The organism is Bacteroides sp. BFG-606, from assembly GCF_024788145.1.
In the GTDB taxonomy this organism is placed as follows: Bacteria; Bacteroidota; Bacteroidia; order Bacteroidales; family Bacteroidaceae; genus Bacteroides; species Bacteroides vicugnae.
Genome location: NZ_JANUIL010000001.1, coordinates 2,745,631 through 2,759,462 on the forward strand (window position 1 = coordinate 2,745,631; position 13,832 = coordinate 2,759,462).

Here is a 13,832-nt window from a genome sequence, read left to right on the forward strand (position 1 = left end):
GAACTAATTTATTTGATTGTTTCGAGAAATTCTACTTCAATGATTCTTAACTGGTTTTTGCTACTGCTCTTTTCCAGTTCCATTTTATTGGCAGCTTTGGCTTCTACTTCAATGATCTGTCCGAAAGCATCCTTGTCACTGGTATTTCCTTTCAGGCGAATGGTTATAGTGTTGGCACGTACCGGTTTTTCTACATTGAGATGAATATACCCCAGACTCTTATCTGTATTTCCGTTCCAAATCAGGGTGTTTCCGGCATATACTTCCAATGGATAACTGCGTGAACGCCAGCCTTGCAATTTGATACATATATCGTCTATTTCGGCCTCTCTCTCCAGTGTATAAGTAATCCAGGCAGTGCTCAACTTACCGTCATTTTTCCATTCCGTCAGTTCGATATCATCATAGCTCTTTTCAGCATCGCTGTTATTGGAACTGGCTTTTGCTGAAACGATGCGTACACCTTTTTTGCTATCTTGGTAAGAAGGGGTAGAAGGAGTCTCACCCCTGTCCAGTTGTCCTTTTAAAGTCTCCTGCGGGAGATAAGTGCTTAAACCTTCAGTAACTTTTACAGGCACTGTTTCCAATGTGAGTGTGGCGGCAAGTAATCCTTTAGCCTGTGCTGTCAGAGTTACTTTTCCGGCAGTGGTTGTGCTACGGATCAGTGCACGGTTGATGCCACATTCTACCGGAAGTTTTGTATCAAGGATATGATTGTTTTCACCTTGAGCAATCCCTCCACGCCATTCTGCTTGACCGTTGAGTGTGAATTGAACCGTACGATTATCCAACGGGCAACGTTTTCCGTCTTTATCTACAACTTCCACCTGTATTAAAGCCATGTCTGCACCATCTCCATGGAATCCTTCGGGATTTTGAATAGCGGTAAGTTTCAGTTTAGCTGGTTCACCGGCTGTATGTATAACGTAGCGACTGATTTCTTTTCCTGTTTGATTATAGCTGACTGCTTCCAGTTTACCCGGTTTGAATGTTACATTGTCAAAAGTAAAGAGGAAATTGTATTGGCGTTTGCCTTTACCCAGAGATTTACCATTCAGGAAAAGTTCCACCTCTTCCCCGGTAGATACCACATGTATGGGTTTTACTGTATTTTCAGGATAATTCCAGTGTCCGATAATGTAGGTCTGGTCTTCTTCCGTATCTACCCATCCGTTCCACATCACCTGATGTGCATAGAAGGCGTCTTTCTCAATACGCATAGCATCTGTCACTCCACTTCTGCGATAGTTTTCCGCTCCCCGGTAATGGGTATTGGTGTCAGAGAAGATAATTTTAGTGCCGCCGGAGCTGACTCTGTTACCTGTTCCGGGACGCTCACGCCAATAATCATACCAGCGGGCTATCATGCTAATGGCAAGTTCATCTTGGTTACGGTTATAATCAGTAGCCGGTTTACCTTTATAGAGCGGACCGTCACCTTCTTTATGGAAAGGATAGCTGTATTCGTCCCAGTATTTTCTTAAACCTTCGTCGCGGCAATATTCGGTAGCCCACATCGGATGATGCTCACTTCGGTTGATATATAGCATTTCGCCGCCGTATTCCGCTTCACGAATATCCAACATTTCACGTGAACCGATAGCACGTCCGCCAAACGGATCATATTTGTCACGAACAGCTTTCATCTCTATCATATGTTCACGGCTGATAGCTTTGTTGCCACATTCGTAGAACAAGATACTCGGGTTGTTGCGGTTATAAATGATTGCATCGCGCATCAGTTCCACCCGTTGCTCCCATTGGCGTCCCTCACGGTCTTTTTCTGCATCTCCGGCAGGCATTGCCTGTATCAGACCTACACGGTCGCAAGATTCTACATCTTGTTTCCATGGAGTGACGTGCATCCAACGAACCAGGTTTGCATTTCCTTTTACCATCAGACCATTAGAGAAGTCGCTCAACCAGGCTGGTACGGACAGACCCACTGCAGGCCATTCATTGCTGGTACGTTGTGCATATCCCTTCATTTGGATAACACGGTCGTTCAATTCTATTTTTCCTTCAACAAAGCGTGTTTTACGGAATCCGGTGCGGGTGCTGACTTCATCGAATATCTGATTGTTGTCATCTTTCAAGGCAGTTTTTACCGTATACAGGTAACCATATCCCCAACTCCAGAAATGAAGATTATTGATAATGGCGGATGCCTTTACCGTTTTAGTCTCTCCTGCTTTTAAAGTCACTTTATCACCTTGGAAAGTCTTCAATCGTTTGCCATCGGCATCAAGCACAGTCACTTGATAACTGAACTGGCGGGGAGATTTACTGTCGTTTCTGACTTCTGATTCGGCATGAATGGTTGCTTTACGCCCTTTTATATCGAAATCTTTGGCGTACACATAAACACCTGTTGTTTTCAGGTTACTGTATAAGGGAAGAGTTTGATATACATTATCGGTAACGTACAGAAATACATTTTTGGGGATACCGCCATAGTTAGCATTGAAATTGCGGTCGTTCCACTGAAATTTGGAGTTGGTTCCCTCTTCTCTGTACATCCAGTTGTTATCGGTGCGAACGGCAATTACGTTTTCACCCTCCTTCATATATGGAGTCAGGTCGAATCCCACTGCCATTACGCCATTTTCGTGTCTGCCCAGATTATGACCGTTGAGATAGAAGTCTCCACGTTGACGTACTCCTTCGAACTCGATAAATACTTTCTGGTTACTTTTCAGTTCCGGAATCCGGAAACTTTTGCGATACCACACCACTGTGTCTGTCAATTGTTCGATGGAGAGTTTAAATGCTTCATCTTCATTGAAAGCATGAGGCAAAGTTACTTGCTTCCATTCACTGTCGTCGAATTTAGTGTCTTTGGCTTTAGGAAATTCTCCTATTTGCAGCTTCCATTCACTGTTGAAGTTGTATTTTTTGCGTTCGGCCGCCTGACTGTTGATAATAGACAGTGTGATCAGCAGAAAAACGAAAAGATATAATTGGTGTTTCATGATAATCAATAATATATTTATTCACTCGCAAAATTACTTCTTTTTTGAATGTATGAAATGGAGAAATGTACAAAGATTATATACAATTGTGCACCTTTTGAAATTAATTTAAAAATAATTCTTCTTATGGGCGGGATGCTCTTGACAAAACCTTTTTTATGTTGTATATTTGTGGATGTTAATATCAATGGGTAAAAGGTAGTATTATAAAAAGAATGAAAAAGAAACCGGTACAATATGATGACAATATATTAGGAAATTCTTGCAGTAGTTAAACTGTGAGAGTTTTCGTATAAGCCAAAGGCTGCGAATCTTTATGGGATTTGCAGCCTTTTTTGTTGCAAAAAATCATGGCTGTGTTCTTAGATCCGGAATTTATAGTTTATAATAAACTTGGATAGCGTTTATAATAAACTCCTCAATAATTTATTAAGAACGGTGAAGAGGATTATGAAAGATGAGTCAGTTTTTTTTCTTCTTTGGTATAATACGAAATATAACTTGATTGGGGATTTTTTATGAAAAGTAAATGATATAAACATTGTTGTTGGAAAATTATATTCTTTACGTACGATATTACAGTTTCTGTGACTACGAGATAATATTCTGCCGGGGAATTAATCTCCAAACGTCGATATAAGAAAAAAGTCTATTTGTAGCGTGTCTTCTTTTATAAAGAGGATGCGCTTTTTATTTAGGAGACGGAGAAACTGTACTGATTTTAGGTATGTAGAAAAGTGTATCCGGATATGGAATATTGTATACGAATAAGTAGTATTTGAGGCTTTTGCATGGAACTCCATAAGAAAATCAATATCTCCATATCCTTAAGCTTGGGGTGAATGGGAAGATGCGGTACTTTTGCGAGAAAAGTAACAAGCAGTAGAAAATGATAAAGTCAGCAATTTTAATAGTAGCGACATGTTGTAGCTTACAGCTATTTAGTCAGGAGAAATTTCCCGATGGTAAAATGATACCGGATTGGTTTTACCAAAACGAGAAAACTGATATCAGTATAATGGGAAAGAAATTCTTGATTACAGATTATGGAGTAGTGAATGACAGTACACTGCTGCAAACTGAAAAAAATCCAGGCCGTCATAGATTTGGCATCCGATGATGGCGGGGGAGTCATTGTCATTCCGGAGGGTACTTATCTTAGTGGTGCACTTTTCTTCAAACCGGGAACACATTTACATCTGGAAGCAAAGGCTGTATTAAAAGGCAGTGATGATATTAGCAACTTTCCTGTAATAGAAACACGGATGGAAGGACAGAATCTGAAATACTTTTCTGCCTTGATTAATGTTGATAAGATTGATGGTTTTACTCTTTCCGGGAAAGGAACGATTGACGGAAACGGTGAACGATACTGGAAATCATTCTGGTTGCGGCGGCGGGTTATTCCTAAATGTACTAATATGGATGAATTGCGTCCCCGTTTGCTTCATATATCCCATAGTAATAACGTACAGATTTCTGATGTACGGCTGGTGAACTCTCCATTTTGGACGACTCACATTTATAAGTGTGATAGTGTAAAACTCTTGGATTTACATATCTATTCTCCCTCTTCCCCTGTAAAAGCTCCCAGCACAGATGCTATTGATATTGATGCATGTAAAAATGTACTGGTTAAGGGGTGTTATATGTCTGTCAACGATGATGCAATTGCTTTAAAAGGCGGGAAAGGACCCTGGGCGGATCAAGATCCCGATAATGGTGGCAATTGTGATATTATTATTGAAGACTGTGCTTTCGGATTTTGTCACGGAGTGCTGACTTGTGGAAGTGAGTCAATCTATAATCATAATATAATTCTCCGGCGCTGCGATTTGGATCAGGCTAAACGCCTTTTATGGTTGAAAATGCGTCCGGATACTCCTCAACAATATAAGTACATCTTGGTTGAAGACGTAAAAGGGAATGTTCGCAATTGCATCTTTATTGCTCCATGGACACAGTTTTATGATCTGAAAGATCGCAAAGATATGCCGGTCTCATATTCCAGCTATATAACGATGCGTAATATTCATCTGGATTGCGATTCCTTTTTTGCTGTAGAGAAATCAAATCAGTACAAATTATCCAATTTCTGTTTCGACAATCTGGCTATCAAGGCGAAAAAGGATGTGAAGATAGATGAAAACATAATTGATTCACTCATCATAAGAAAGGTTGAAATAACTAAGGTGAATTAAAAAAGAATGGCAGAAAGACTGGAAAATTGTACATAGACTGTAAAATCGTACAAAAACGACGTCTGATAGGCTGTACGCATATGAATTTACATAAGAAAGTCGAATTCTCCATATTCCTTTCCTTTCATTCTGCCATGTAATACGGTATCTTTGACATGTGCTTATTTAGTAAAACATTGAATCTAAAACTATAAAATACAATGAAATTCTGTAGAATTATTTTTTGTCTGTGGCTATTGATCTGTTTTTTCCCTTTGGGAATTTATGCAGATATACAACTTCCCTCTATATTATCAGATAATATGGTACTTCAGCAAAATGCGAAAGTACGTTTCTGGGGGAAAGCACGTCCCGGAGAGAAGATTCAGGTAAAAACTTCGTGGGATCATAAGAAATATAAGGTGGTTGCTTCAGAAAGCGGTCATTGGGAATTGATGATACAAACACCGGCTGCTACTTCCGGACAGTCTGTGATATTGAAAGGCGATAATAAGATTCATATCAATAATGTATTAATAGGTGAAGTTTGGCTTTGTACCGGACAGTCAAATATGGAATTTCCAGTAGCTCGTAATCCGCAAGTGAAATGGAAAACAGGAATGCTGAATGAAGCGGAGGAAATGAAAGATGCTGATTTTCCGGAAATCCGTCTGTTTCATGTAGAGCATCAGATGGCGCCTGATGGTGAAAAAGAGGATTGTACAGGGAAGTGGGTGGTTTGTAGTCCGGAGAATCTGAAAGACTTTTCTGCTATAGGATTTGTCTTTGGGCGTAAATTGTATAAGGAATTGAGTACACCGGTTGGTTTAATTCAGTCTACTTGGGGAGGAACACATGCCGAATCCTGGACAAGCATGAAAGTGATGGAAAACAATCCGCTGTATGCCGATGTCTTAAAACAATATTCAAAGGAAAAGGTGAGTAGGGAAAAAGATAAGTGCAAGGTTCCGGCTACATTGTGGAATGGTATGATTGCTCCTATAGTAGGGTATACTGTAAAAGGGAATATCTGGTATCAGGGAGAGTCCAACTCTGTTCGCTATGAGAAATATCAGGAGGTATTTACTAACTTGATAAATAGTTGGCGGAAAGAGTGGAATCAGCCGGATATGCCATTCTATTTTGTACAGATTGCACCACATTACAAACAACCGGCAGGTATTCGTGAAGCACAATTGAAAACATGGTTAGGTGGACTTGAGAACATTGGTATGGCAGTAGTGACGGATGCAGCCGATTCTACAGACATACATCCACGAAATAAAGTTGCACCGGGCGAACGGCTGGCAGCTTGGGCATTAGCAAAGCAATATGGTAAAAAGATTGTTTATTCAGGACCTCTCTACAAATCAATGAAAGTGAATGGGAGAGAAATTACATTAGATTTTGATTTTGCGGAAGGTGGTCTGCAGACACCTGGCAATGAACCGGTAAAAGGATTTTTTATTGCTGGTAGTGATGCGCGGTTTTATCCGGCTGAAGCCGTAATTGATGGAAGTTCGATAACGCTTTCTTCAACTTATGTCTCTGTACCTGTAGCTGTACGCTACGGTTATGGGACTTTCTTTAGAGTAAATCTGTTTAATAAAGCCGGACTTCCGGCAGTCCCTTTCCGTACAGATACTTTTGCTCCCGACACTTATTATCGTCTGTTTGCCGATTCGGAAATTCGTCGTTTCCCGGAAGCGTGGCAACTGGATCATGGAAAACGCCTGTATTTTGGTTATGCGCAAGGAGTAGGTTGTTGTGCGATGTTACAAGTTTGGAAGAAAACAGGAGACCGTAGGTACTTTGATTATGTAGAGGCATGGGCTGATTCTTTGGTAGATAATAAAGGGGATATTTATTTGTATAAGAAAGAAACCTATAATTTGGATTATATCAACTCCGGGAAAGTTCTGTTTGATTTGTACAAGGAAACCAAAAAGGAGAAATATAAATTGGCTATCGAGAATTTGATAGATCAGCTAAAAAAACAACCTCGTACAACAGATGGAGGTTTTTGGCATAAAAAAATATATCCTTATCAGATGTGGTTGGATGGATTGTATATGGCTTCTCCTTTTATGGCTAGATATGGAGCTGAATTTAATCGTCCGGAATGGATTGATGAGGCTGTTAAACAGTTCACTCTCTGCCATCAGCATACATACGATACCAAGACCGGACTTTATTATCATGCATGGAATGAGGACCGTAGCCAGCGCTGGGCTGATCCGGAAACTGGCCATTCTCCTAATTTCTGGGGACGTAGTATCGGTTGGTGGTTTATGGCTTTAGTAGATGCTTTGGAATATATTCCCCAAGATCATTCAGGCTATGCTGATATGATTAAATGGACGAAGGAATTAGCAGAAACTCTTTCAAAATACCAAGATAAAAATGGCTTGTGGTATCAAGTAATTGACCAACCTTCACGTACCGGTAATTTTCCGGAAGCTTCTGTTACGACACAATGTATGTATGCCTATATGAAAGCTGTGAATAAAGGATATATTGATAGTCAGTATCGTGCTATTGCAGAAAAAGCCTTTAAAGGTCTGTGTGATAAACTACTAATCTCAAATTCGGACGGAACATTGACATTGACAAAATGTTGCCAAGTGGGTGGATTAGGTGGTAAGCCTTACCGTGACGGCAGTTTCGAGTATTATATAGGAGAGAAAATGAGAGATAATGATGCTAAAGCAACAGGACCTTTCATTATGGGATGTATTGAACTGAACAAATAATATAGAAGTAGAAATGATAGGAAATTTTCGACTATTGTTTCAATTAATGAACTAATAAAATGTAGTACCATGAAAAAAGAACAAATTATCAAATCGATGTTATTTTTAATTATTCCTTTGCTTGTTATCTCATGTGATGGTAATGGCTTTATGGAATATGAAGAGACTGCATTGATGCAAAGAGATGCGCAGCAAGGACTTTTAAGTGACGAGGCAAGTGATAATACATGTATGGTTAATCTGAATTTATTTACAAAACCTTATTTTGATTATCAGTATAATACAGGTGATCATGTAGATGAGTGTTTTGTATATATTGATAATCAGGAAGATCATACTAGATGCCTTTATCCACAAAGTGGAAAAAATGTAAAAGGTAGTTTTATGATACCTTTCGGAAAACATCGAATTAAATTGAATATAGAAATTGATGATGGTAAATCATATATATATCCGATTGAACTATGTAATGCTTTGGTAACTTTAAAGAACGGTGAAGCAAGTATGGTGCTTTACGATAGAGTTATTCTTAAAAGAGCAGATTCTTCTTTCACAAATTCAGCCTTTACAGTTGAATTTGATGTAGATTTTCCTTATGCTGAAAACAATGATTATACATTAGATATTACATTAGGATTTTATGATGAAACATACGACGATGGTTCTTCAGGTCCTTATGTAAACGGAAACGTTAGTGTTTATACTTATTATCAATGGGAATCCATTTTTGAACCAGCTAAGCCAACTTATATTGACTTTGTTCTTGGAATTGTATATAATTCTACTCAAAAGGAATATTGTTATAAAGGGTATTGTGAACAAGAACTTTCTATAGATAGAAATGGAATGGTTATTAATAATGTAAGTTGGCATAAAATGGTAAGATTACCTAATGGTGATGATATTGGATATGAATTATATTTAATAACAGGTATATGGGCTAAATTACAGTCGAATATTGATACAATGATTGGTGAAACAGAAGTATCTTGGTATTCAGCTTATTATAGAGTAAAATGGGATGACGGAGAATATTCAGAATGGTATCCTATGGATGAATTAGACGAATCTTCAGTTAGGATAGATGCTACTATCGATTATTATCCCAACATTGAGATTGTATGTTTCAATACCAAAGAAATTCAGGATGCTTATGCATCACAATGGGGCATTGTACCTTAATAACTAAAAAATCTTGATTTTTACGTATAAAGATGGGATCAATATTAAAATAGATATTCAACTACTGATTGCGTAAATAGCAAAATAATCAAGTATACTTGATAACTGATATACAATTTTTTTAGGTTTGAATTTAATTTATTAATCAAATAAGTATTTCTTAATTATTTTTTATATATAAAATGAGAAACACAGCAACTTTTCAAAAAAAGGCATATCCAATTGCCGTGAGATGCTTAACAAGCATTTTATATTTCTTTTTGTTTTCGCTTTCCTCGCTAGCGGCTTGTGTAGATAAAGAACCTGTAGATGAGGAGGATGCAGACCCTGCCATCAATCCTCACAGTTCATTTTTGGAGGATGAAGAAAGTGGTGGTTCTACAAGTTCTGGTCCTGCATTTCCTAACTTTGCCAATAACGCGCCAGCATTTCCAGGAGCAGTGGGGCACGGTAGAAATTCGGAAGGAGCCCGTGCCAGTAGTAATCGAGAGGTTTATGTTGTAACCAATTTGAATAATAGTGGTGCTGGATCGTTTAGAGATGCTGTTAGTCAGTCAAACAGAATCATAGTATTCAATGTATCTGGATTGATTGATTTGAATAAAGAGGTGCTTGTATTCAAAGATAATCAGACGATTCTCTGCCAAACAGCTCCCGCTCCCGGCATTGTGCTCTACAATGGCAGAACGTCTTCTACCAATGCTGACAACGTGATTGTACGTTATTTGCGTATGCGTGCCGGTCGGCAGGTTAGTAGCAGTGATAATATAGATGCGGGAGGGGCAGCTTACGGTCATGATCAAATTTATGACCATTGTTCTTTCACGTGGGGAACAGATGAATGTTTCTCACTCAATAATGATAAGCAGCCGGAAAGACTCTATAACATAACATTGCAGAATTCAATTCTAGGACAAGGATGCCAGAATCATTCTTGCGGAGGTTTAATTCAAACCGGTGAAAAAGACGGAATTACTATTTTCCGAAATCTATTAATTGATAATAAGACCCGTAATTTTAAAGTAAAAGGGCTGAATCAATACGTTAATAATATAATCTATAACTGGGGAAATGGAACAGCTTATGATGCAGGAGGTGAATCCGCTGGAACCTCCAATACGGTGATTGAAAACAATTACTTTATTAAAGGACCGGCATGGACATGGCAGAATTTTGCGGAAGTAGATGTAGACCCAAGTATTATTGGTGATGAAGAGCAATGTCGAAAATCCGGAGACGGATATTATGAAGTTAAATATCAAGTGAATCCCGCCAAACCACTCACCGGTGGTGGAGGTACGGGTACATTCTTTTCCTATTGTGTAGGCAACTATTATGATGAAGATAAAGATGGTACTTTGAACGGATTTGAACTTACGCAAAGCAATTGGAATACCTATTGTAGTGCTGTGATAGATCGATTAAGTGCTCCGGATGCTTTACATCCGACCATTTCTTCTACAACCAGTGCAACAGAAGCTTACTATTGGGTGGTGGAGAATGTAGGTCCTGTTTTGCCAGAACGGGATGCAGTCGACAAATTTTTGATTAGCGAACTAACCTCATTGGGAATTGAAGGCATGATTTTTCGTAATCAGACGATAGAACGTCAATATCCACTGGCCAATATTTGGAACGCTGAATTTGCAGTCAGTGTAACCGGTCCGATAGACACGGACAGTGACGGCATACCCGATGATTTTGAGGATAAATGGGGGCTAAATAAAAATAATGCAGGAGATGCTGTTCGGATTGCAGAGAACGGATATACAATGATTGAGAACTATGCTCTTTCTCTTGAATTCCCGGATGAGTATGAAAAGGCTTGGAAAGAAGCATACGGTGAATAACTAATAATAAATCATATTATGAAAAAGTACAGATTTCTAAAAGCTATTTGTTTGTCCTGTATTGTCTTTTTTGCTATTTCGTGTACAAATGAAGACTATTTTATAGAGGCAACCAAATCTAAGTCAGTGCAAACGAGAAGCATAGAAACAGATACAACCACTTTTGTTGCTATTCTAAATATTTATGCTAATTCTTTTAAGGATTATATATTCAATTATTCTACTCCTGAGGCATATAGAATAGATCAATGTTTTGTATGGATAGATGATCATTATGATTATTTTAGACCATTAGGCGGGCTTTTAAAAAACGATGAATACGTTTGGAGCTATTTTGATTTAACCTATGGAACTCATCACGTAAAAGTAAAAGTGTTGATTGATGAGGGAAGATACTATGGTATAAAAAAATGTAGAATGGTTGTTGCATCACAATGTACAGGGTTGGGTACTATTTTTTTTGACGAAACTGTAGATAGAATAGAACCCGGAGGTTCTCTTTCTAACGCTGATTTTGAAGCTGAATTTGATGTTGATTATCCTTATGTGCCAGAGCACGAGTATGCATTAGATATCGAACTTTTTTTTGAAGAATAAAGCAATATATTAGAAATTCATAAATTATTAAACAATGAGAAACGCAACATTTTTACGAAAAATGCTTTGGCTGTTATGCATTCCATTACTCTTTACTGCCTGTAAAGATAATATGGACGAGCACTACGAAGTGCCAGACTGGGTAGCAGACAACGCATGGGAAGTATTAAGTTCTAGTGAACACGGAAACTATTCCATCTTCCTGCAAGGAGTTGAGATTGCCGGTTTCAAGCAAATGCTTGAAGGTAAAGCAATCCTGACTATTATGGCACCAGACGATAGCGCTTTCCAATCCTATCTAAACGAAAAAGGTTATGCCACTATTTACGACATGCCTGTAGATGAGGTAAAAAAAGTAATAGGTTACCACGTTCTTTATTATTCTTATAATAAGGAGAAGTTGGTAAACTTCCGCCCAACGGGAAATACGGAAACAGAAGAAGAGCAGAGTGTAGCAGCAGGTCTGTATTACAAACACCGAACAAGAAGCAGTGATGCGCCAACAATTGAGACAACTGCTACAGGTTCTTCTGTTATGGTGTACCACTTGGAACGCTATTTGCCGGTATTCTCTTATCGCTATTTCCAGACGAAAGGTATTGATGCGAAGAGCAATTACGAAGCTTTTTATCCTAACTCTACTTGGACAGGAGAAAATGGATTCAACGTATCTAACGCATCAGTAAAAGAATACGGAATAATTGCTAATAATGGCTATATTCATACGATTGATCGGGTGATTGAACCATTGGAAACAATTTATACCGAATTGAAGAAACAAGATGAATATTCTATCTTCTTCAATTTATACGATTCCTTCGGTGAATATATTGCCGATAATACATTAAGTGATTCCTATGCTGCCGCATACGGGGTAGATACCCTTTATCAGTATCAGCACAACAGTCTGCCGAACATTGCTTGTGAATGGCCTACAAGCAGTTATCTAAATTTTACGTTATTGACTGCTACCGCTTACAGCATCTTTGCACCGTCAAACACAGCCATTAATCATTTCTTCGACAATTTTTGGAAAGTCGGAGGTTATTCTTCATTGGGAGAGGTTGATCCATTGGCTCTTAACTATTTTCTATACCAGTTTATCTATGGTGGCTCATTGGTATTTCCCGAAGAAATAGGAACAGGAAAACTGGAATCCTTGCTCGGTTCGCCAATCAATATTAATCCGGCAATGTTGAACGAAAAAATCATGTGTGTGAACGGTGCACTTTATGGAATGAACGAGATTCAGGAACCGAGTGCATTCGCGTCTGTAGTAGGACCTTTGTTCCAATATCGGGATGCACGTTCTTTCCTTTATGCATTGGGAGGGTCTTCCCTGATATCCTCTTACACATCTAATTTAGTGAAATATATTATGCTTGTTCCCACTGCGGACCAATTCGATGCTTCAGGTATTAGAACCGTTTATAGTACTCAAGGATTGGAAGAAATGGGGGATGATGGTTGGTCAGAAATCAGCAGTTCTGCCAAACAGAATATTATGTATTTACACTCTGCCAGCATTCCTAGTGGCCAGGATAGTAAATTACCGGAGGATGGAATGAAAGTAATCCCTACACAGTCCAGTTGGAACTTCTGGTTTGTTAAGGACGGAGAAATTACTTGTAATGCTATTTTCAATCAGCAATTGAATCCTCAATTCAATGGAGAGGTCTTCTTCCCATTTACGAAACTGAAAGACGGCTCTAACGGCAGTGCCTACAGCTTTGATTGTAATCAGCTATTTATGGCAGAAAGTGGTGACTTGAATTACAATCTTGCTATTTGTGCGGACAGGAATTATCCGTATTACTGCTTTACCCAATTACTGCGTCAAACAGATATTATATCTAATCAAGTACTGATGAATATTTTCTTAAAAGGACGGTTTGTCGCATTTATTCCTACCAATGAAGCTATCAAACAAGCCTTATTGGATAATAGGATTCCGGGAGCAACCAATGCCTCATTTGATGCCAATGGTGAGTTGACTGGTGACTTTGATAAAGCAAAATTGGCAAACTATCTGAACTCATACTTTATGACTGCCAAACAAAATGTGATAGCTTCTTATCCTTATATTGGATCTGATTTCAAGAGTGGACGTTATTGGAGTGAACGTACAGCAGAAACTGAAGGAGCGACTGTGCCACAACTGATTTATACAGATAACGGGACTTCACTGAGTATCCAGTTGGAAGGATACAAAAAATGTCATGTGATTCCAGACTATTACTACTTTCCGTTCGCATACGAAGAGGGTTGTTTCCACCTGATTGATGACGTCTTTTGATT

At 38.6% G+C, this 13,832-nt stretch carries 6 protein-coding genes and 1 pseudogene; 6 read left to right on the top strand and 1 reads right to left on the bottom strand.

The genetic code is table 11. The features are described from left to right. Nucleotides 1–8: 8 nt before the first annotated feature. Nucleotides 9–2,972: a sugar-binding domain-containing protein gene (locus NXV01_RS09685; protein WP_259022281.1), complete on the bottom strand. Its 2,964-nt coding sequence runs from the start codon at nucleotides 2,970–2,972 to the stop codon at nucleotides 9–11. Nucleotides 2,973–3,861: 889 nt separating this feature from the next. On the opposite strand from NXV01_RS09685, the pseudogene NXV01_RS09690 reads away from it, so the two are divergent. The 6 genes and pseudogenes from NXV01_RS09690 (at nucleotide 3,862) to NXV01_RS09715 (ending at nucleotide 13,830) form a co-directional block, all read left to right on the top strand. Continuing rightward, nucleotides 3,862–5,173: pseudogene (locus NXV01_RS09690) on the top strand (glycoside hydrolase family 28 protein). A 302-nt stretch (nucleotides 5,174–5,475) separates the two neighbouring features. Next, nucleotides 5,476–7,905 (top strand): glycoside hydrolase family 88 protein, encoded by a 2,430-nt coding sequence (locus NXV01_RS09695; protein ID WP_409012926.1) that lies wholly within the window; start codon nucleotides 5,476–5,478, stop codon nucleotides 7,903–7,905. 69 nt (nucleotides 7,906–7,974) lie between these two features. Beyond that, on the top strand, nucleotides 7,975–9,087 hold the full coding sequence (locus NXV01_RS09700) for a hypothetical protein (RefSeq protein ID WP_122135663.1): 1,113 nt from the start codon (nucleotides 7,975–7,977) through the stop codon (nucleotides 9,085–9,087). A gap of 182 nt (nucleotides 9,088–9,269) precedes the next feature. After that, nucleotides 9,270–10,937, top strand: coding sequence for a polysaccharide lyase family 1 protein (locus NXV01_RS09705; protein ID WP_122135664.1), 1,668 nt, complete (start codon nucleotides 9,270–9,272; stop codon nucleotides 10,935–10,937). A gap of 18 nt (nucleotides 10,938–10,955) precedes the next feature. Then, nucleotides 10,956–11,534: a hypothetical protein gene (locus tag NXV01_RS09710; RefSeq protein ID WP_122135665.1), complete on the top strand. Its 579-nt coding sequence runs from the start codon at nucleotides 10,956–10,958 to the stop codon at nucleotides 11,532–11,534. Between the two features lie 34 nt (nucleotides 11,535–11,568). Continuing rightward, entirely contained in the window at nucleotides 11,569–13,830 is a 2,262-nt protein-coding gene (locus tag NXV01_RS09715; protein ID WP_148364281.1) for a fasciclin domain-containing protein, read from the top strand. Nucleotides 13,831–13,832 lie beyond the last annotated feature (2 nt).